General features: G+C 72.8%; 17 protein-coding genes. 9 read left to right on the top strand and 8 right to left on the bottom strand.

Translation table 11 applies throughout. The features are described 5' to 3' along the window. Window positions 1–82 precede the first annotated feature (82 nt). The gene (gene sucB / locus L3i22_RS07805) at window positions 83–1,840 is read right to left on the bottom strand and encodes a 2-oxoglutarate dehydrogenase, E2 component, dihydrolipoamide succinyltransferase (RefSeq protein WP_221326306.1); all 1,758 of its coding nucleotides are present in this window, start codon (window positions 1,838–1,840) and stop codon (window positions 83–85) included. Between the two features lie 37 nt (window positions 1,841–1,877). Beyond that, window positions 1,878–3,269, bottom strand: a complete 1,392-nt coding sequence (lpdA, locus tag L3i22_RS07810; protein ID WP_221326307.1) for a dihydrolipoyl dehydrogenase — start codon at window positions 3,267–3,269, stop codon at window positions 1,878–1,880. A 163-nt stretch (window positions 3,270–3,432) separates the two neighbouring features. Here lpdA and L3i22_RS07815 point away from each other — a divergent pair, with 163 nt between their 5' ends. Then, complete coding sequence (locus L3i22_RS07815) at window positions 3,433–3,753, top strand: hypothetical protein (protein WP_221326308.1); 321 nt, start codon at window positions 3,433–3,435, stop codon at window positions 3,751–3,753. Between the two features lie 24 nt (window positions 3,754–3,777). Here the strand turns inward: L3i22_RS07815 and L3i22_RS07820 are convergent, their stop codons facing one another. After that, a complete protein-coding gene (locus L3i22_RS07820; protein ID WP_221326309.1) occupies window positions 3,778–5,310 on the bottom strand; it encodes a leucyl aminopeptidase in 1,533 nt (510 codons plus the stop codon). Window positions 5,311–5,429: 119 nt separating this feature from the next. Here L3i22_RS07820 and gcvT point away from each other — a divergent pair, with 119 nt between their 5' ends. Further along, a complete protein-coding gene (gene gcvT / locus L3i22_RS07825; protein WP_221326310.1) occupies window positions 5,430–6,521 on the top strand; it encodes a glycine cleavage system aminomethyltransferase GcvT in 1,092 nt (363 codons plus the stop codon). Between the two features lie 250 nt (window positions 6,522–6,771). Here the strand turns inward: gcvT and L3i22_RS07830 are convergent, their stop codons facing one another. Both L3i22_RS07830 and L3i22_RS07835 read right to left on the bottom strand, forming a co-directional pair. Then, window positions 6,772–7,515, bottom strand: coding sequence for an adenosylcobinamide-GDP ribazoletransferase (locus L3i22_RS07830; protein WP_221329841.1), 744 nt, complete (start codon window positions 7,513–7,515; stop codon window positions 6,772–6,774). Continuing rightward, window positions 7,515–9,557, bottom strand: a complete 2,043-nt coding sequence (locus L3i22_RS07835; RefSeq protein ID WP_255658030.1) for a bifunctional adenosylcobinamide kinase/adenosylcobinamide-phosphate guanylyltransferase — start codon at window positions 9,555–9,557, stop codon at window positions 7,515–7,517. Before L3i22_RS07835 ends, L3i22_RS07830 begins: the two co-directional genes overlap by 1 nt. A gap of 82 nt (window positions 9,558–9,639) precedes the next feature. Here L3i22_RS07835 and L3i22_RS07840 point away from each other — a divergent pair, with 82 nt between their 5' ends. Both L3i22_RS07840 and L3i22_RS07845 read left to right on the top strand, forming a co-directional pair. Further along, window positions 9,640–9,837, top strand: coding sequence for a hypothetical protein (locus L3i22_RS07840; RefSeq protein ID WP_221326311.1), 198 nt, complete (start codon window positions 9,640–9,642; stop codon window positions 9,835–9,837). A 1-nt stretch (window position 9,838) separates the two neighbouring features. Further along, window positions 9,839–10,654: a site-2 protease family protein gene (locus L3i22_RS07845; RefSeq protein ID WP_221326312.1), complete on the top strand. Its 816-nt coding sequence runs from the start codon at window positions 9,839–9,841 to the stop codon at window positions 10,652–10,654. Window positions 10,655–10,715: 61 nt separating this feature from the next. Here L3i22_RS07845 and L3i22_RS07850 read toward each other — a convergent pair whose 3' ends face one another. Next, on the bottom strand, window positions 10,716–11,714 hold the full coding sequence (locus tag L3i22_RS07850; RefSeq protein ID WP_221326313.1) for an aldo/keto reductase family protein: 999 nt from the start codon (window positions 11,712–11,714) through the stop codon (window positions 10,716–10,718). Between the two features lie 21 nt (window positions 11,715–11,735). Next, window positions 11,736–13,634, bottom strand: a complete 1,899-nt coding sequence (locus L3i22_RS07855) for a tetratricopeptide repeat protein (protein WP_221326314.1) — start codon at window positions 13,632–13,634, stop codon at window positions 11,736–11,738. Between the two features lie 178 nt (window positions 13,635–13,812). Between L3i22_RS07855 and L3i22_RS07860 the strand changes: the two genes are divergently transcribed. The 5 genes from L3i22_RS07860 to L3i22_RS07880 all read left to right on the top strand — a co-directional run bounded on the left by L3i22_RS07860 (window position 13,813) and on the right by L3i22_RS07880 (window position 20,183). Then, on the top strand, window positions 13,813–14,190 hold the full coding sequence (locus L3i22_RS07860) for a pentapeptide repeat-containing protein (RefSeq protein WP_221326315.1): 378 nt from the start codon (window positions 13,813–13,815) through the stop codon (window positions 14,188–14,190). A gap of 1,632 nt (window positions 14,191–15,822) precedes the next feature. Next, window positions 15,823–16,209: a hypothetical protein gene (locus L3i22_RS07865; RefSeq protein WP_221326316.1), complete on the top strand. Its 387-nt coding sequence runs from the start codon at window positions 15,823–15,825 to the stop codon at window positions 16,207–16,209. A 1,550-nt stretch (window positions 16,210–17,759) separates the two neighbouring features. After that, entirely contained in the window at window positions 17,760–18,434 is a 675-nt protein-coding gene (locus L3i22_RS07870; RefSeq protein ID WP_255658031.1) for an ABC-2 family transporter protein, read from the top strand. Beyond that, the gene (locus L3i22_RS07875; protein WP_221326317.1) at window positions 18,427–19,227 is read left to right on the top strand and encodes an ABC transporter permease; all 801 of its coding nucleotides are present in this window, start codon (window positions 18,427–18,429) and stop codon (window positions 19,225–19,227) included. Before L3i22_RS07870 ends, L3i22_RS07875 begins: the two co-directional genes overlap by 8 nt. Continuing rightward, window positions 19,224–20,183, top strand: coding sequence for an ATP-binding cassette domain-containing protein (locus L3i22_RS07880; protein ID WP_221326318.1), 960 nt, complete (start codon window positions 19,224–19,226; stop codon window positions 20,181–20,183). The genes L3i22_RS07875 and L3i22_RS07880 overlap by 4 nt, the downstream gene beginning before the upstream one ends. On the opposite strand, the gene L3i22_RS07885 is transcribed toward L3i22_RS07880, so the two are convergent. Continuing rightward, window positions 20,167–20,724, bottom strand: coding sequence for a helix-turn-helix domain-containing protein (locus L3i22_RS07885; protein WP_221326319.1), 558 nt, complete (start codon window positions 20,722–20,724; stop codon window positions 20,167–20,169). The genes L3i22_RS07880 and L3i22_RS07885 overlap by 17 nt on opposite strands. Window positions 20,725–20,733 lie beyond the last annotated feature (9 nt).

The following is a 20,733-nucleotide window of genomic DNA, read 5'->3' on the forward strand; positions in this document are numbered from 1 at the left end:
TTCTTTCCCGGAGATCGTTCAAACCAAAACAAAAAAGCCGGGGGTACGTACGACGTACGCACCCCCGGCCCTCAAACCGTGATCAGAGTCCCAGGTCGGGCTCGAAGTGCCCGCCCTCGAGACGCTCCTTCAGCGTGCCCAGGAAGCGGGCCGCGTCCGCGCCGTCCACGATCCGGTGGTCGTAGCTGAGCGCCAGGTAGACCATCGACCGCGGGACGATGATCTCGCCCAGCTCGGCGTCGTTCACGATCACCGGGCGCTTGACGACCGCGCCGAGACCGAGGATGCCGACCTGCGGCTGGTTGATGATCGGCGTGTCGAACAGCGCGCCCCGGCTGCCGGTGTTGGTCAGCGTGAACGTGCCGCCACCCAGCTCGTCCGGCCCGATCTTGTTGTTCCGGGTGCGCTCCGCGACGTCCGCGATCCGCTTGGCCAGACCGGCCAGGTTCAGGTCACCGGCGTCCTTGATGACCGGGACGACCAGGCCCTTCGGCGCGTCCACCGCGATGCCGAGGTGCTCGGAGCCGTGGTAGGTGACCGTGCCCGCCTCGACGTCGATCGAGGAGTTGACCACCGGGTGCTGCTGCAGCGCCTCGACCGTGGCCAACGCGAAGAACGGCAGGAAGGTGAGCTTCACGCCGTGCTTGGCCTGGAAGTCGGCCTTGGCCTTGTTCCGCAGCGTCGCGATCTTGGTGACGTCCACCTCGACCACCGTGGTGAGCTGCGCCGAGACCTGCAGCGACTCGACCATGCGGCGGGCGATGGTGGCCCGGATGCGGGTCAGCTTCTCGGTGCGGCCCCGCAGCGGGCTCGGCTCCGGCTTGGCGGCGGCCTTGGTGGCCGGCGCCTCGGCGGCGGGAGCGGCGGCCGGGGCGGGCGCGGCCTTGGCGGCAGCGGCCTTCTCGGCGGCGTCGAGCACGTCCTGCTTGCGGATCCGGCCTCCGACGCCGGTCCCGGACAGCGCGGACAGGTCCACACCCTTCTCCGCCGCCAGCTTGCGGACCAGCGGGGTCACGTAACCGGCGTCGCCGGCGCCGTTCGCCTTGACCGTCTCGGCGGCCGGCGCGGCCGGCTGCGTGGGAGCGGGCGCCGGCGCGGGCTTCGACTCGATGATCGGAGCCTCCACCTTCGGCTCGGGCTTCGGCTCCGGCTTGGGCTCGGGCTTCGGCTCGGCCTTCGGCTGCTGCGGCGCGGGAGCGGGCGCCGGGGCCGCGGCGGGCGCGGCCGACGCCGAGCCCACGACGGCCAGCACGCCGCCGACCTCCGCGGTCTCGTCCTCGCCGACCCGGATCTCCAGCAGCGTTCCGGCGACCGGCGACGGGATCTCGGTGTCCACCTTGTCGGTGGAGACCTCGACCAGCGGCTCGTCCACCTCGACGCTGTCCCCGACGGCCTTGAGCCAGCGGGTGACGGTGCCCTCGGTGACGCTCTCGCCGAGTGCCGGCAGCTTCACCTCGGTGCCCTCGGCCGCACCGGCGGCGGGCGCGGCCTGCGCCTGCGGCGCCGCGGGAGCCTCCTCCTCGACCGGCTTCCCGGCCGACGGCGTGGCCTCGGCCTCGACGGCGGCCGGCTCCGGCTCGGAAGCGGCCGGGGCGTCCTCGCCCTCGCCGGCGATGACGGCCAGCTCGCTGCCGACCTCCGCGGTCTCGTCCTCAGCGACCACGATCCGGGTGAGCACACCCGCGGCGGGCGACGGGATCTCCGTGTCGACCTTGTCGGTGGAGACCTCGAGCAGCGGCTCGTCGACCTCGACGCGCTCGCCCTCCTGCTTGAGCCAGCGCGTGACGGTGCCCTCGGTGACACTCTCGCCCAGCCGCGGCATGGTTACCGATGTCGGCATTTTTCCCCAAACTCCTTAACGCTTCGAAGCGATGAATTCAGCTGTGCGCGTGCAGCGGCTTGCCTGCGAGCGCCAGGAAAGCCTCGCCCAGCGCCTCGTTCTGCGTCGGGTGGGCGTGTACGAGCTGGGCGACGTCCTCCGGGAACGCCTCCCAGTTGTAGATCAGCTGAGCCTCGCCGACCTGCTCGCCCATGCGGGCGCCGACCATGTGGACGCCGACCACGGGGCCGTCCTCCACCCGGACCAGCTTGACGAAGCCGGTGGTCTTGAGGATCTGGCTCTTGCCGTTGCCGCCCAGGTTGTAGTTGTACGACGTGACCTTGTCCGCGCCGTACTTCTCCTTGGCCTTGGCCTCGGTCAGGCCCACCGACGCGACCTCGGGGTCGGAGTAGGTGACCCGCGGGATGCCGGCCTCGTCGATGACCGCCGGGTTCTTGCCGGCGATCTCCTCGGCCACGAAGATGCCCTGCGCGAAGCCGCGGTGCGCGAGCTGCAGGCCGGGCACGATGTCGCCGACGGCGTAGATGTTGCCGACCCCGGTGTGCAGGCGCTCGTTGGTGATCACGAAGCCCCGGTCCAGGGTGATGCCCTGCTGCTCGTACCCCAGGTTGGCGGTGGTCGGGCCACGGCCGACCGCGACCAGCAGGACCTCGGCCTCGAGGGTCTCGCCGCCGGCGATGGTGACCTTGACGCCGTCCGAGGTCTTCTCGACCTTCTCGAACGGCTTGCCGACCTTGAAGTTGATCTTCCGCTTCCGGAACGCGCGCTCGACCTGCTTCGAGACGTCCTCGTCCTCCGCGGCGACCAGCCGGGGCAGGGCCTCGATGATCGTCACGTCGGCGCCGAACGACTTCCAGACGCTGGCGAACTCGACGCCGATCACGCCGCCGCCCAGCACGATCGCCGAGGACGGGACCCGGTCCAGCTTCAGCGCGTGCTCGCTGGCCAGCACCCGGGTGCCGTCGACCTCCAGGCCGGGCAGCGAGCGCGAGTAGGAGCCGGTGGCCAGGATGACGTTGCGGCCGGTGTAGCGCTGCCCGTCGACCTCGACGGTGTCCTTGCTGACCAGCTTGCCGGCGCCGGCCACCACGGTGATGTTCTTGTTGTGGGTCAGCAGACCCTGCAGACCCTTGTACAGCCGGCCGACAACGCCGTCCTTGTACGTGTTGACCCCGGCCATGTCGATCCCGACCAGGTCGGCCTTGATGCCGAACTGCTCGCTCTCGCGGGTCTGGTCGGCGATCTCGGCCGCGTGCAGCAGCGCCTTGGTCGGGACGCAGCCGCGGTGCAGGCAGGTGCCGCCCAGCTCGGCCTTGTCGATCAGCGCTACGGAGAGGTCCAGTTCGGCGGCTCGCAGCGCGGCCGCGTACCCGCCACTGCCTGCCCCGAGAATGACGATGTCGAAGGTTCCGCCGTTCGGCTGGCTCACGTTGACTCCAGTAGTCGAGTCGTCGCCATGTGGGTCACACAATGGAAACGGTCACAGTCCCGTCTCGGACATCTTGTCACTTGAAGACCCGCTCAATGCAGCCAGGTGCCCCACAACACGTCGGCTCGTCGTACCCTTGCGGCATTCAGCGCGAGGAGGAGCAGTGGCTTGGTTTCGGCGTCGCCCCCGTACCGGAGGGCCCGGCGGACGACCGGTCAATCAGGCTGATCTGGAGCACCTGACGCAATTCTTCCGCTCCCGCCGGGGCGTGGAGGCGTTCGTGGAGCCGCGGACCACGGTGACCGAGACCACCGTGTTGCTTGTGGCACACGACGGTGAATGGACCCGCCGGCGAATTGAGTCGCCGGAGATCGCCCGCCGTTTCGCGATGCAGCTCTCGATGCCGATCTACGACGTCCGGCTGCTCGGTTATCCGCAGCGGATGCGCGATTACAACGCCCGGCAGAAGCGCCGCCCGGCCTGATTCCCGGGCGGCGGCACCCGCCTTTTAGAGCGTCTCGACCAGGTGCAGCAGGGTACGGATCGGCACGCCGGTCCCGCCCTTGGTCCAGTACCCGGTGGCCTCGCCGGAGTGGTAGCCCGGCCCGGCGATGTCGATGTGCGCCCACTCCACGCCCGGCTCGACGAACTCGCGCAGGAACACGCCGCCCTGCAGCATGTGCCCGGCCCGGTCCAGGTTCGCGTTCGTCTGGCAGATGTCGGCGATCTCCGACTCCATGCCCTTGCGCACGTCGTCCGGCAGCGGCATCGGCCAGGCCGGCTCGCCGACCACGTCGCCGGCCGCCTTGACCAGGCCGGTCGCCTCCTCCGAGCCCATCAGGCCGGCGACCCGCTTGCCCAGCGAGATCACCTGCCCGCCGGTCAGCGTGGACGCCTCGAACAGGTAGTCGGCGCCGTCCGCGCAGGCCCGGGCGATCGCGTCGCCGAGCACCATGCGGCCCTCGGCGTCGGTGTTGAACACCTCGACCCGCTTGCCGTTGAACATGGTGATCACGTCGCCCGGCCGGTAGGCCGACCCGGACGGCATGTTCTCCGCGATCGCCAGGTAGCCGGAGACGGCCACCCCGGGCTTGACCGCGGCGATCGCCAGCATGGTGGCGGCGATCGCGGCCGCGCCGGCCATGTCCGACTTCATCTCCCACATGCCGGCGGCCGGCTTGATGCTCACACCACCGGTGTCGAACGTGATGCCCTTGCCGACCAGCGCGACCCGCTTCGGCTCGGCCACCCCGGCCGGCGTGTAGGTCAGCTTGACCAGCCGCGGCGGCGCCTCGGAACCCTGGCCGACGGCCACGATGCCGCCGTAGCCACCCGCCTTCAGCTGGTCGAAGTCGAGCACCTCGACGGCCAGCCCGGCCTCGGTGGCGGCGGCCGCGACCAGGTCCGCGAACGGCGCCGGCTGCAGCAGGTTCGGGGCCATGTTGACCCAGTCCCGGGCCAGGCGCACCGAGCGCCCGACCACCTCGGCGCGGGCCAGCTCGGCCGCGGCCGCCTCGTCGGCGGCGTCCGGCACGTGCACCTGCAGCGCGGTCACCGGGTCGCGGCGGTTCTTCTGCGGCTTGGTCTTGTAGCCGGCGAACCGGTAGCCGCCGAGCAGCGCACCCTCCAGCACCGCGCGCAGCACCTTCGGCGCGTCGGCGTCGTCGGGCAGCGGCAGGGCCAGCGCGACGGTGGCGCTGCCGGCCAGCGAGCGGACCGCGGCGCCGGTGCCCCGGCGCAGCGTCTCCAGCTCGGGCGCCGAGCCGGACGGCTCGTCGCCGAGGCCCACCGCGATCACCAGCGGCGCGGCGATCGTGCCGAGGGTGGCCAGCTTGGTCACCTCACCCGGCGCCCCGGTCGCGCCGAGCAGGGCGAGCGTCGCGGTCAGCTTCCCGTCGAAGGCGGCGGCGATGCTCTCCGCGCCGGACGCCGGAAGCAGGGCGCCGTCCTGGTCGGGCTGGCTGTGCAGGCCGATGACGATGGCATCGACCGCCAATTCGGCCGGGTCGGTGTCGACCAGGCTGAGGCTGGGCTGGGTCACTCGGACTCTCCGCGACGTTCGGCCGGTTCCGCCGGTGGGCGGTGCTCCCGGCTGGTGGGAAACACTTGGTATTCCCCGCGACTCTAACCAGCCCCAAGGTCACCGGTAAGTTGAGTCTCATGTCTGCCGAGTACTTCCGCTCCCCGCTGCACGACCGCCACACCGCGCTGGGCGCGAAGCTCGCCCCCTTCAGCGGCTGGGAGATGCCGTTGGAGTACGCGGGTGGCGGTGTCCTCAAGGAGCACGCCGCGGTCCGCGAGTCGGCCGGTGTCTTCGACGTGTCCCACCTGGGCAAGGCCCGGGTCCTCGGGCCCGGCGCCGCCGACTTCGTGAACTCCTGCCTCACCAACGACCTGGGCCGGATCGCCCCCGGCAAGGCGCAGTACACGCTCTGCTGCGACGAGTCCGGTGGCGTGGTGGACGACCTGATCGCGTACCTCTACGGCCCCGACGACGTCTTCCTGATCCCGAACGCCGCGAACACCGCCGAGGTGGTCCGCCGGCTCGCCGCCGCGGCCCCGGCCGGCCTCACCGTCACCGACCTGCACCGCGACTTCGCGATCCTGGCCGTCCAGGGCCCGCGCTCGGCGGAGATCCTCGCCAAGCTCGGCCTGCCCACCGACCACGACTACATGTCCTTCACCGACGCCCAGCTCAGCGGCGCCCCGCTGGTCGTCTGCCGGACCGGCTACACCGGCGAGCACGGCTACGAGCTGGTCATCCCCTGGGAGGTCGCGACCACCGTCTGGGACGAGCTGATCGCCGCCGGGGTCCGCCCGTGCGGCCTCGGCGCCCGCGACACGCTGCGCACCGAGATGGGCTACCCGCTGCACGGCCAGGAGCTCTCGCTGGACATCAGCCCGGTCCAGGCCCGCTCCGGCTGGGCGGTCGGCTGGTCCAAGCCGGCGTTCTGGGGCCGCGACGCCCTCCTCGCCGAGAAGGCCGCCGGCCCGCGCCGTCAGCTGCGCGGCCTGGAGCTCACCGGCCGCGGCATCCCGCGCGGCCACATGGCGGTCCTCGCCGGCGACACGCCGATCGGCGAGACCACCAGCGGCACGTTCTCCCCGACGAAGAAGATCGGCATCGCGCTCGCCCTGATCGACACCGCGCCGGCCCTGCCCGACGGCACCCTCGTCGAGATCGACATCCGTGGCCGCCGCACCGAGGCCCGCCTGGTCAAGCCGCCGTTCGTCCAGCCGTCGGTCCGCTGAGAAAAGATCAACTTCAAGATCTTCATTGCCTCGGCTGCGGCCGATAACTGATCGTCGCTCCCGCGGGGACCCTTCCGGGCCTCGCAGGGCGCGGGGCGCCCAAAAACGCGAGGCCCTCCAGGGCGACGTCCGCGGGTGGTCGCGGTTTCAAAGAACCCACGCGACCCGGCCGCCTGGTCCAGGCCGGGCCGCGCCGCGCGGCGTCGGCCGGCGGGGCGGGGCTGACGACGTACCCAGGAATGGGTCTTTTTTATGTGAAAGTGAGGGTCAGGAGCGCAAGCGTGGTGGCCAGCTCGGCGCAGGCGCCGAGGACGTCACCGGTGATCCCGCCGAGCCGCCGCACACAGTGCCGGAGCAGCAGCAGAACACCCCCGAGCGCCACCACCACAGCCACCGGCCCGAGCCAGGGACGCCCGGCGATCACCGGCCCGCCCGCGCCTGCCACGAGCGCCGTGGCGATCAGCACGACCGGCGTCGGCACCGTCGAGGCGACCATCGCGCCCAGCCCCTCCGGCCGCGCCGACGGCACCCCGCGCCGGCAGGCCACCGAGATCGCCAGCCGCCCGGTCGCCCACGCGATCACGACCCCCCACCAGGGGATCACCGCGATCGAGGCGGCCTGGACCAGCACCACCACGGCCAGCGCGACCACCCCGAACGGCCCGATGTCCGGCTTCTTCATGATCGCCAGAGCGTCCGGGCCGGACCGGTAGGACCCGAGCGCGTCGACCGTGTCGGCCAGCCCGTCCAGATGCAGCCCCCGGGTGAACAGCGCCCCGGCGGCCACCGCCACCCCACCGGCCACCAGCCCGGGCGCGCCGAGCGCCCGCAGGCCCTCGCTCACCCCGGCGATCGCCAGCCCGAGCAGCGCCCCGACGAGCGGCGCGAGGCCCATCGCCACGGCCGCGGTCGGCCGGTCCACCCGGCCCCCACGCACCGGCAGCACGGTCAGCGTGGTGACCGCCAGCCGCAGGCCGTCGGCCACCCGCGCGATCACGGCCGGCCGGCCGGGCCGTCCAGGTCGTCCCGGCGCAGCACGGTGGTCGTGTCCCCGTCGTCGTCCCGGCGGAACGCGGCGGTCGCGTCCTCGTCGAGGGCGGCGCCCAGGTCCTCCCGGGAGAACACGGTGGTCGCGTCGTCGAGGCCCCCGGCAGCGGCCGGGTTGCCGAAACCGGCGGCCGGGGAGACCTGCTCGTCGAGGCCGTCGTCGGCGTCCTCGGGCCGGAGGCTGTCGAGCTCGTCGGCCAGGCCCGCGTCGCCGTGCTCGGCGAGCAGCGCCGGGTGCACCGGCAGCGCCGCGGCGAGCCCCAGCACGGTCCGCAGCAGCGGCAGCGCCGCCAGGGCGTTCGCGCCTTCGCCGAGGTCCAGCCCGAGCTCCAGGACCGGGGTCAGGCCCAGCACGTCCGCACCCTGCTTGACCAGCGCCGACGTCCCCGCCTCGGGCAGCAGGCACCAGTGCCGGGTCTGCCCGGCCAGGTCCCGCGCGACCAGCCCGGCGGCGATCCCCAGCGGCCCGTCCAGCAGCACCGGGATGCGCCGCGCGGCCGCGCCGAGCAGCAACCCGGTGGCGACGGCCAGGTCCAGGCCGCCGAGCTCGCGCAGGATGTCGTGGGCGCCGCGCGGTTCCTGCCGGATCCGGTGCAGAGCGTCCCGGACCGCGGCACAGCGGGTCATCCAGGCGTGGTCGTCGAACCGTCCGCCGGGCAGCAGCACCCGGGGGAGGGTCGCGGCCGGCTCGGCCCCGGTGGTCGCCGCGAGCACCGCGGTGGCCGCCGCTTCCACGCCGACCCCGATCCCGGCGAGCAGCAGCGCGTCCCGGCCGGCGTCGGCCGCCTCGTCGGCGAGCTGCCAGCCCTGCCGCAGCGCGGCCTCGACCGCGTGGTCGGCGGCGACCGGGCCGTCCTCCATCGCGCCGGAGGAGCCCACGCGCAGCACCGCGATGTCCGCGCCGGCCTGACCGGCGAGCCGGCCGAGCAGGCCGATGCCGAGCTCGGTCTCGGCAACCCGGCGCTCGACGTCGAGCGGGTCGGCGCCGGCCGCGGCGCCGCCGCCGTGCCGGCCGGCGATCACCACGACCCGGACCGACGACCACGGCTGCGGGGCGGTGGTGTCCTGGGTGGCGGCGGCGAACTCGACGGCCTCGGCGACCATGCCGAGCCCGGCGCCGGGCAGGTCGATCATGCCGAGCCGCTCCCGGGCGTCCGGGCCGGCGTCGCTGCTCGGCAGCGGCAGGTCCATGCCCGGCTGGATCCTGGTGAGCCCGGACGCGACCAGCGGCAGGCTCATGGTGGCGCCGCTGAACGCGTCGCTCACCGGGAGCACCGGCTCGGTGGTGGCCAGCGGGGCCACGACGGTCGCCTCGACCGGCGTCTCGATGAACGCCGGGTCGGCGGCCGGCGTGACGAAGGTCGCCGGGACCGGCGGCGGGGGCGGCGCGGGCGTGGCCGAGACGAGCGGCACGGGCCGGGGAGCCGGCGAAGGCTCGGCCGCGGCCGGCCGCTTCAGCCAGCTCGGCTGACCGGCCACCACCAGCACCACGCCGTCACTGGCCGCGGCGAGCGCCTGGTTCGTGGTCCCCAGCGCGTCGGTGAACGCGCGACCGACCGGCGTGACCGGCACCAGCGACAGGCCGACCTCGGGGCTGACCAGCACCACGCGCGCGGCGCACGCGTGTACCGCGGCGGCCAGCGCGGTCACGTCGGCCACGTCGTCGTTGGGCTGCCGGGCCGGGTCGAGCACCGCGGCCACCCAGCCGCCCAGGTCGTCGACGAGCAGCGTGTCGCCGGGCTTCGCCTCGGTCAGCAGCTCGGCGAGCCGGGCCGGGTCGGCCCCGGTCTCCTCGGTCGACCAGGACTGCGGCCGGCGCCGCTGATGCTCCTCGATCCGGGCCCGCCACTCCGGGTCGTCCTCACCGCCGATCGCGGTCGCCACATACCGCACCGCCGGCGCGTCGGCCACCAGCGATTCGGCGAACGCGGATTTGCCGGAGCGGATCCCACCGAGCACCAGGACCGTGTTCCACCGATCATCGGACATGCCCCGTACCTTAAAGCCGGGTCGCACACGCGCACGCCGTAGGGTGGAAGGCCACCGACGTACGACGTGAGGGGGCGGCTCAATGCCGTGGAGTTGGCGGTACGAGGACGTCGACGGTAAATCGGTCGACGGTCCGGCCGAGACGTTCAGCAGTCAGGCCGACGCCGAGTCCTGGATCGGCCAGGAGTGGCGTCAGTTGCAGGCCTCCGGGGTCAGCACGGTCACGCTGGTCGAGGACGACCGGGTCGACTATCAGATGAGCCTGCAGCCGGCGGAGTGACGTGACCTACGAACCGGTCTACACCCGTACGCCGCGGAACGCGTTCGTCCCGAGCCCGGTCTTCGTCGGCATCGTCGCGATCTTCGCGGTGAGCGGCTACCTGCTCTGGACGAAGTTCGGAAACGTGGGCGTCGACGCGTTCCTGTTCGTCGTCTCGGGCTGGCTGATCTCACTCTGCCTGCACGAGTACGCGCACGCCGTCGCGGCCTTCTTCTCCGGCGACCTGACCGTGGCCGAGCGGGGATATCTGCGGCTCAACCCGTTGAAGTACACCAGCCCGCTGCTGTCCATCGTGCTGCCGGTGGTCGTGGTGATCCTCGGCGGCATCGGCCTGCCCGGTGGCGCGGTCTGGATCGATCACCGGTACATCAACAGCAGGCTCAAGGACTCGCTGATCAGCGTGGCGGGGCCGCTCACCAACGTCATCCTGGCGGTGGTGGCGGCCGCGCCGTTCCTCCTCGGCCTGGGTCCGGACATCTTCGAGGCCGGTAGCAGCGCGTTCGCGGTCTCCGGTCACGTCGATTTCTGGCAGGCACTCTCGGTGGTCGCGTACCTGCAGATCACCGCGAGCGTGCTGAACCTGCTGCCGATCCCGGGCCTGGACGGGGGCAGCATCCTGCGGCCCTGGCTCAGCCCGGCGTACCGGCGGGCCTGGGACACGTTCGCCCCGTTCGGCTTCATGCTGCTGTTCGTGGCGCTCTGGACGACCAGCCTCGGGGCGTACTTCTCCGACCTGGTCAGCTGGCTCGCCGAGTCGCTCGGGCTGAACACCGGCCTGATCGCGGCAGGGCTCGACCTGATGCGCTTCTGGAATTGAGCGCCCGCGCGCGTCGTTGACGAGAGCTTCGACGCCCTCGTCAACGACGCGCGTAATCGTTCTACGGCCGCTTCGTGGGGCTGGTCGTGAGCGCCGGGTCCCGGGTGACGATCGGGTCGACGATCTCGTCGATCGCCTTCAGCAGCCCGTCGTCCAGCTTCACCCCGGACGCCTTGACGTTGTCCCGGACCTGCTCGGGCCGGGACGCGCCGATGATCGCCGCGGAGACGTTCGGGTTGCTCAGCACCCACGCGATCGCCAGCTGGCCCATGGTCAGCCCGGCCTCGTCGGCGAGCGGCCGCAGCCGGGCGACCGTGTTCAGCACGTCGTCGGTCATCCAGCGGGCGATGAAGTTGGCGCCGGACTTCTCGTCGGTGGCCCGGGACCCGGCCGGCGGCTGCTCGCCCGCCTTGTACTTGCCGGTCAGCACGCCCTGCGCCATCGGCGACCAGACGATCTGACCCAGGCCCAGCTCCTGCGACGCCGGCACCACCTCGGCCTCGATCACCCGCCACAGCATCGAGTACTGCGGCTGGCTGGACACCAGGCGGATCTTCAGCTCGTCGGCCAGCGTCTTCGCCGCGCGGATCTGCGCGGCGTCCCACTCGGACACGCCGATGTAGTGCGCCTTGCCCGAGCGCACCACGTCGGCGAACGCCTCCATGGTCTCCTCGAGCGGGGTGAAGTGGTCGTACCGATGGGCCTGGTAGACGTCGACGTAGTCGGTGCCCAGCCGGCGCAGCGACCCGTCGATCGAGGTCATGATGTGCTTGCGGGACAGGCCGCTGTCGTTCGCGCCCGGCCCGGTCCGCCAGTAGACCTTGGTGAGCACTTCCAGGCCGTCGCGGCGCTCGTCCTTCAGCGCCCGGCCCAGCACCTCCTCGGCCCGGGTGCCGGCGTAGACGTCGGCGGTGTCGAACGTGGTGATCCCGGACTCGAGGGCGGCGCGCACGCAGGCGAGCGCCGCGTCCTCCTCGACCTGGGACCCATGGGTGATCCAGTTGCCGTAGGCGATCTCACTGACCAGCAGGCCGGAACGGCCGAGATGACGGAACTCCATGCCTCGAACCCTATCGAAACACTAGAGAACCGGTCGCACGTCCGGCAGCAGTCGCCGGACCTCGTCGATCGCCTCCGCGCGCTCCACGTACCGGGTCTCCACCAGCGGCCGGCCCTGCCGGTCCAGCGCGCCCCAGCGGCCCGCCTCGTCGGCGATCAGGAACGCCGACGGGTGGATCACCACGGCCTTGTGCGCCGGCGTGATCACCTGCTGCCCGGTCCGGTCGATCACGCCGAAGCCGGCGCCGCCGTCGACCACCGCGAAGCCCTCGTCGCTGAAGCCGTCGATCGGCCCGCCGGTGCTCAGCACCGTGGACACCTGCCGCCACTTGGGCTGCACCACGATCCGTCCGTGCCGGTCGATCGCACCCCAGCCGCTGCGCCGGAAGAAGGCCAGGCCCCGCCGGAACGGCCGGACGTCCTCGAACCCGCCCGGCACGATCAGCCGGTTCTCCCGGTCGATCGCGAACCAGCCGCCCTCGGCGTCCCGGGTCACCCAGGCCAGCCCCTCGGAGAACCGGTCGGCGGCCAGATAGCCCGAGTCGGCGCCGATCAGCACCTCGCCGCCCGGCCCGATCAGCTCCCACGCCGGTGACTCCGGGCGCCGCACCCACGCGACCCCCTCGGAGAACGGCTGCGCCTGGGCGTACCGCGGCTCGACGGCCGCCGCGTACCCCCACAGCCCGGCGCCCTCGTCCGGCAGCAACAACGGCGCGGCCGGCAGGCTCAGCAGCTCCTCGCGGCGACGCGGGTAGGGACCCCAGCCGTCGTCCCCGGACCGCCGGGAGATCACGTCCAGGGCCAGCTCGATCCGCTCCACCAGCTCCGGATCGCCACCCTGGCACAGGTCCAGGGCCTGCTCGAAGTGGTTCACCGCCTCCAGGAAACGGCCCTGCTCGTACGCGGACCGCCCGGCCAGCTCCCGGATCTCGGCCCGCAGCCGGGCCGGCAGCTCCGCCGAGTCGGCCCGCGCGTAGAGCCGGTCGGCCTCGTCGAACTCGCCCCGCCACTGCAGGACGTGCGCGAGCCGTGCCTGCGCCACCGACACGGACCGCGCCTCGCCGGACGCCTCGGCGTGCCGCAGCGCCTCCCGGCCGTCGGCCAGCGCGTCGTCCAGCTCCCCGAGCACCCGCGAGACGACCGCGCGCAGGCTCAGCAGCCCGGCCCGGACGTTGTCCCGCTCGGCGAACTCCAGCCGGTCGGTCAGCCGGTCCGCGACGTCCCAGAGCCGCTCCGGCTCGTCGACCTGCTCCCGCAGCGTCGCGGGATCGAACATCCAGGGGTAGGCCGCCAGGATCTGCTCCGGGTCGGCGCGGCGGCGGTCCGCGGGCGCGCTCTGGTCCCGTCGCTGCCGGATCGGCGCGACGACCTCCTGCGGGTCAAGGTCCGCGCTTTCCTCGCGCTTTCCCCCGGATTCGCCGGTACGGCCGTAAGTACGTCCCCCAGCAGCCCCTGCAGCCGCGCCGGAGTCCGCACCCCGCACCGAGGTCGCGTCGGCGGCGTCCGGAGCCGCGTCGGAGCTCTCAGCCGCCCCGGCGCCCGTCCCAGCAGCACTCCCGGAAACCGGGGTCTCCGCGATCCCAGCGTCCTCGCGGGCCGGAGTTTCCGTGATCCCGGCGATCTCAGGGGCCGGAGTTTCCGCGTGGGCGTCGGCAGCCGGAGTTTCCCCGCTCGTGCCGGTATCGACCGGCGCGGACCCGTTGTCCGTTCCGTCGGCGATCGGCGCATCAACGATGGTCTCGACGACGGCGGACGTCTCGGTCGCGGTGTCGTCGGTGAGCGCGATGGCCGGCCCGGTCCCGCTGTGGTGGTGCGCAGCGGTCGACCCCGCTAGGGACGTGTCGTGGACGTCCCCGGACGCCGGCCCCGCACCAGCACTCACCGACCCGGCCGAGACGCCGCCGTCTCGCTGTTCCGCCACCACGGCACCATCGGCAGCCCCGGCCCCGAAGCCGTCCGCGGCGAGCCGCGGCCACATCGGAGCCCTCGGCCCGGCCGGTTCCGCACCCTCGACCTCGACGGCCCGGCCACTGACCGGCCCTCCGCTGATCGGCGCAGCACTGACGGGTGCAGCACTGGCAGGCATGGTGTCGAGAGGCGTGGCACTGACCGGAGCGGCGCCCGCGGGCATGCCACTGACCGGCGCGGCACTGACCGGCATCGCGCTGATCGGTGCGGCGCTGGCAGGCGCGGCGGCGACGGGCGTGCCACTGACGGGCGCGGCGCTGATCGGCATGGCGCTGATCGGCGCGGCGCTCACGGGCGCGGCGGCGACTGGCATGCCACTGACGGGTGTAGCCGCGATTGGCATGCCACTGACCGGCGCGGCGCTGACCGGCATGGCGCTGACCGGTGCGGCGCTCACCGGCATGGCGCTGATCGGCGCGGCGCTGATCGGCGTAGCGCTGACGGGCATGGCGCTGACGGGCATGGCGCTGACCGGCTGGTTCGTAAGCTCTTCGGCAGCCACCGGCTGATCCGCGGCCTCGGCTGCAACCGGGGCAGCGCCGATCAGGTCGGATTCGTCCGTCGACGGCTCGGCGGCTGCGACGTGCGCGCCGGCCAGGTGCGCGGCGTGCGGCTGCTCATGCCGCCCCGGCCGTTCCTCGACCCCGGCCCGCTCGTGCCGCCCATACCCAGCCTGAGCAGCGGCGATCCACTCCGGAATCTCGTTCGTGTAGGTGTCCTCGGCCCGAGCGTGGCCGTGCTGCGCCACCTCGGAGCCACCGTCCTCCGCAGACGCCTCAGCCGACCCCGCAAGATCAACCGCTGCCTCGCCGGCCGACTCCACAGCCGAACGTTCCCCGGTGCCGGAGGTCGGAGCGTCCTCCAGCGTGAGGCGCGCCTGGGTGATCTCGACGTCGTTCACGTCAGCGGCGGCATGCGCCACCGGCTCAGTGACCAGGTGGGTCAACGTGATCTCGGGCTGGTCCACCGCGGCGCCACGATCCGCCGCGTCAAGGGTCAGACGCGCCTGAGTGATCTCGACATCGCCGGCCCCCGCCCCGAGATCGACAATCTCCTGGGCAGGCGTGGCCTGGGCAGGCGTGGCCTGGGCAGGCGTGGCCTGGGCAGGCGTGGCCTGGGCAGGCGTGGCCTGGGCAGGCGTGGCAGCGCTCTCGATCGGCGCAGCCAGCGCGGCATCGACGGCGATCTGGTGGACAGACTCGTCCGCGGTACCGGCCGCCTCGGCAGCAGCCGCCGCAGCCGCTGCGGCGAGAGCCGCGGCCTCCCCGGCGAACCACCCGGCGGGCTTCACCGGTTCCACCTCGACAACCGGCTCCGGCGCGAGTGGCGACGTATCCGGCACGGGCGTCTCCGCACCGAGCCCACTCATCGACAGCAGCCACCCCAGCCCGCGAGGCTCCTCGGGCTCCGGCATGGCAACCGGCTGCGGCGAAGCAGGCCCACCACGGCCCGCCACGAGCGGCACACCCGTCGGCGGCGTGCCCTCCGCGGCGAACGGCACACCGGTGGTCGGCGCGCTCGCCTCCACAGCCGGTATCCCGACGCCCTGCGCCCCCGCGACCGGCCCGCCCGAGCTCGGGCCACCTGTCGCCGACGCACCCGCAGCAGACCCGCCCGCGCTCGGCCCGCCCGCAGCAGGCCCGCCCGTAACGGGGCTGCCCGCGCTCGGCCTGCCCGCACTCGGGCCGCCCGGAACGGAGCCGCCCGGGGCCGGGGAGCCCGCAACGGGGCCACCCGGAGCCGAGATTCCGCCGCCCGGGGCGAAGTTTCCGCCGGTCCCTGGCGCGGACGGCACACCGGCCCCCGGCATGTTCGGTCCGGCCCGGCGCGGGTCGATCGCCTGCGTGTGATCCTGCGGCGGGACCTGCACCCCACCGTGCCGCGGCTGAGCCGGACCGGGCGAGCCCAGGTCCACCCGCCGCATGTCCACCGCCTGAGTGCGCTCCTCCGGCAGGTAGGGCCGATCCGTTCCCGGCCCGTGCGTACCGGCCGCCCCGAGATCCGCCCGACGCGGATCGAACGGCCGGGTCGGCTCGTCCCCACCGGCTGGCGGCTGGTCCACCGGCCGGGCCAGCCCGGACTGCACCTGATGCCCGGCCCGCCGCGGATCCAACGGCCGGGTCCGCTCCTCGTACTCGTCCGTGAAGTTCGCCCCGCCCTGCGGCCCCATCTGGCGGAACTCGTCGGCCCGCCGCTCAGACATCTGCCCGGCGATCCCGGACACCGGAGCGACGCCGGGCACCGGCCCAGCCATCCCGGACACGGGCGCGACACCAGGCGCCGCGAGACCGGACACCGGCGCGGAAATCCCAGAAACCGGAGCCGAAGCAATCCCGGAGACCGGCGCGGAAGCCATGCCGGAAACCGGAGCCGAGGCGATCCCGGAAACCGGAGCCGAGGCAATCCCGGAGACCGGGGCCGAAGCCATGCCGGAGACCGGAGCTGACGCCATGCCGGAGACCGGGGCGGAAGCCATGCCGGAGACCGGAGCTGACGCCATGCCGGAGACCGGAGCCGAAGCACCCTGACCAGGCACCAAAGGAGCCTGCCCGGGGTGACCCTGCCCAGGCCGGACCGGCCCACCCGGATACATCGCCGCGGGAGCAACCGTCGGCTGCGGCGGCGTCATCCGAGTCGGCTGAGCCGCCGGCCGCGCCGGCGCCGGACTGTTCCGATCCTGCGGAACCGGCCGAAGATCAAACGGCGAGTCAGGACTACGCCCCGCCCGATTCGGGAACGCCTCCGAGGGAGCCGGCCGCGCACTCCCATAGGTCGGCCCACCAGGCGAAACCGGCCGAGGCCCAGCCCCGGGCCCAAAGCCCGGCCGAACCTGTGGCCCCTGCTGCTGCGGCCCACCATGCTGAGGCGCACCCTGCTGCGGCCCCCCGTGCTGAGGAGCGCCCTGAGGCCCACCCTGCTGCGGCCCGCCGTGCTGGGGAGCGCCCTGAGGCCCGCCCTGCTGCGGCCCGCCACGCTGGGGAAGGGGCCCACCCTGCTGAGGCGGACGCTGCTGCTCATGCTGCGGCGAAAACCCACCGAACCGCTGCTGCTGCTGTCCCGCAGCCGGATTCTGCCCAGGCGGAACACCAGGCCCCTGCTGCCCAGGCGGAACACCGGGACCCTGCGGCCCACCAGGGCCTTGCGGTCCACCGGGAACCTGAGCCCCACCCCGAGCCCCAGGCTGCTGCCCAGGCCCAAAACCACGCTGCCCAGCCGGCGAAACCGGCCGAGGCCCGCCCCCGTCCCGATTCCAGGGCTGCTGAGGCTGCTGCGGCTGCTGCGGCGCCCGCCCACCCCAGGACCCCTGCTCCGGCCCCCGAGCCGGCGAAACCGGCGCCGCCCCGGACGTCCGCCCAGGGTTGACCGGCACGGACGGAGCCGCCCCACGCCCGTAAACCGGCGCCTGCCGCTGCTGCTCCCCGTACGGCCGATTCCACGAGGGGTCGTTCTGGGAGTCCCGCGGCTCGCGCTGCGGCCCCCCGTACCTCTGCGGATCTTCTGCCGGAACCCGGCCGAAACCTTGCGCCGCGCCGCCTTCCGGCACCGAGCTCACCGGCGCGGTCCCGGACGACTGCCCGCGGGACGCCTCGTAGACCGGGGTGTGCACGGCCTTCCGGCGCCCGGGGTCGCCGGGATAGCGCTGACCGGGCAGCGGCTCCCATTCCCAGGTGACCTCGTACACCCACGCCGGCTCGTCGTCCCAGCCTTCTCCGCCCGGGCGGGAGCTCCAACCGTTCATCGGGCGATCCGGCCCGGCGATTGGCAACGCTCCGTCACGGCGAACTCCAGGGTGTCAAAAAATGCAGCCGTGGCCGGCCGGGGACCCGGGTAGAGTCGCCCGGCTCCACTGCAGGTGGTGGAAATGCGGGTTTGTGGAAAGGAGACTAGCGGCGTGGCCGCGAAGGACGCCAGCGTGCTCACGATCTCTCCGAACGGTCCGTTACGAGGCTCGGTTACTACTTTCGGTGCACTGATCCGGTCGGGTTTCCGGCGGTACACCACCTATCGTCAGGCCACCATAGCCGGAACGTTCACCAACATAGTCTTCGGCTACCTGCGCTGCTACGTGCTGCTGGCGGTGGCTTCGAGCACACTCGGCGGCCGCCCCGCGGGGTACGACACGCAGCAGCTCGCCACGTACGTCTGGTTGGGGCAAGGTTTACTCAGCGTAGTCATGCTGTGGGGCTGGGCGGAGCTCGCCGAACGCATCCGCACTGGCGACGTCGCCGCCGATCTGTTACGTCCGGTGCCCCCGCTGACCGCCTACCTGGCCGCTGACCTGGGCCGGGCCGGCCACGCGATGCTGACCAGGTTCGTCGCGCCGGTGGTGGTCGGCGCCCTGTGCTTCCCCCTGCGGGTGCCGACGCGCTGGCAGACGGTCCCGTTGTTCCTGGTGTCGGTGCTGCTCGCGGTGGTGGTCAGTTTCGGCTGCCGGTTCCTGGTGAACGCGACCGCGTACTGGCTGCACGACGCCCGCGGCCCGATCCTGATGTGGGTGCTGGGCGCCGGGGTGCTGGGTGGCCTCTACTTCCCGTTGCGGCTCTTGCCGCACTGGGCGGCGCTCACGTTGTGGCTGGCCACGCCGTTGCCGAGCATTCTGCAGACGCCGCTGGACGTGGCCGCCGAGCGGGACGGCCCGGGCCTGCAGGTGGGTCTGGTCGTCCTCCAGGCGGGCTGGGCGGTCGTGCTTCTGACACTGGCCTGGCTGGTGCAGCGGCGGGCCGAGCGCCGCCTGGTGGTGCAGGGTGGGTGAGCTCCGGGCCTACGCGGCGCTGGCCGCCGCCCAGGCGCGATCGGTCTACTCCTATCGCACGTCGTTCCTGATCGAGTTGTTCGGCAATGTCGGCGCCACCGTCTTCGACGTGCTCACGCTGCTGGTGCTGTTCCGCGCCACCGACCGGATCGGCGGCTTCGACCTGCCCGAGGCGTTGCTGATGACCAGCATCACGACGTCCGGGTTCGCGCTCGCCGACTTCGCGGTCGGCAACGTCGATCACCTCAAGACGTATGTGCGGTCCGGCACCCTGGACGCGGTGCTGGTCCGCCCGCTCGGCACGTTGCCCCAGTTGCTGTTGATGGACCTGCCGATCCGCAAGCTGCTGCGGGTGGTGTTCGGCTTCGGCGTGCTGGTCGTGGCGCTCGGCATGAACGACATCCACTGGACACCGGCCCGAGTGTTGTTGGTCACCCTGTCGCCGCTGTGCTGTGCGGTGTTCATGGGCTCGATCTTCGTGATCAGTGCGAGTCTCGCGTTCTGGTGGGTCGAGTCCGGCGAGATCGGCAGCGCGTTCACCTATGGCGGGCGGGATTTCGCGTCGTACCCGATCACGGTCTACGGGCCGGCGTTCCGCGCGCTGTTCGCGTACGCCCTCGGGTTTGCCTTCATCGGTTATCAGCCGGCGCTGACCCTGCTGGGCCGCGCCGATCCGCTCGGCCTGCCGGCCTGGTCCGGTTTCGCCGCACCCCTGGTCGCGGCGGTCGCCGTGGGCGTCGCCGCGACCGTCTGGCACGTCGGAATCCGGCAGTACAGGAGCACAGGCTCATGATCAAAACCAAAGACCTGCAAAAATCCTTCGACGTACGGGTGAAGAGCGGCCGTTTCCGCCGGGAGAAACGCGTCGTCGAGGCGGTCGCCGGAGTCTCGCTGGAGATCGCCGCGGGGGAGATGGTCGGCTACATCGGCCCGAACGGCGCCGGCAAGTCGACCACCCTGAAGATGCTGACCGGCGTGCTCACCCCGTCCGGTGGCGAGGTCGAGGTGTGCGGCCTGCGTCCGGTCCCGCAGCGCACCAGGCTGGCGCTGAGCATCGGCGTGGTCTTCGGTCAGCGCTCGCAGCTCTGGTGGGATCTGCCGCTGCACGAGTCGTTCGCCCTGCTCCGGCACATCTACCGGGTCCCGGCCGCGGAGCACCGCGACCGGCTGCGCCGCTGCCGCGACCTGCTCGACCTGGACGACTTCCTGGACACCCCGGTCCGGCAGCTGTCGCTGGGGCAGCGGATGCGCGGCGAGCTGACCGCGGCGCTGCTGCACGGCCCGCGGGTGCTGTTCCTGGACGAGCCGACGATCGGCCTCGACGTGGTCAGCAAGCAGGCGGTCCGCTCGTTCCTGGCCGAGCTCGGCGCGACCGGCGCCGTCACGCTCGTGCTGACCACCCACGATCTGGCCGACATCGAGCGGCTCTGCGAGCGCCTGGTGGTGATCGACCACGGGCGGGTGGTGCACGACGGGACGATCGACGCGCTGCACCTCCGCTACGGCTCCCGGCGCAGCCTGGTCGCCGACCTGTCGGCGCCGCTCCCGGACGGGTTCGAGCTGGCCGGCGCGACCCTGGTCGGCGTCGAGGCGGACCGGCACCGGGTGACCTTCGCCCTGGACGGCCTGACCGCCGGGGCGGCCGTCGCCGAGCTGGTCGCGGCGGTCTCGATCCGTGACCTGTCGGTCGTCGAGCCGGACATCGAGGACGTGGTGGCCAAGCTCTACGCGGCTACCGATGCTCCATGACCAGGACCGCCCACGAGGGTTCGAGCGCCTCGTACCGGTGCGGCACGTCCCCGGGGAACGTCACGTAGTCGCCCGGCCCGACCTCCACCGGCTCCTCGGTCGGCCCGGTCCGGATCCGTCCGGAGCCGACCACGATGTGCTCCACGCTGCCCGGGATGTGCGCCTCGGCCTCCCGGGCCTCGCCCGGTTCGAGCTCCATCAGATACAGATCCCGCCGTACGTGCGGTGAACCGGTCGCCAGCAGGGTCGCCACGAAGTCGGCCCGGTCCGCCCGCAGCCGGGTCGCGCCCTCGCCGGCCCGGATCACCCGGACCCGGGTCGGCTCCGGCTCGACGAGCCGGCTGAACGGCACGCCCAGCGCCACCCCGAGCGCCCACAGCGTCTCGATGCTCGGGTTCCCGGCACCCGACTCCAGCTGCGACAACGTCGATTTGGCCAGCCCGGCGCGGCGGGCCAGCTCGGCCAGCGAGATGCCGGCGCGGTCCCGTTCGCGGCGCAGGGCGGCGGCGATCACGGCGAGCGGCGGCGCCGGTTGATCCATGGTCGTTCG

Origin of the sequence: Actinoplanes sp. L3-i22 (genome assembly GCF_019704555.1) — a bacterium.
In the GTDB taxonomy this organism is placed as follows: Bacteria; Actinomycetota; Actinomycetes; order Mycobacteriales; family Micromonosporaceae; genus Actinoplanes.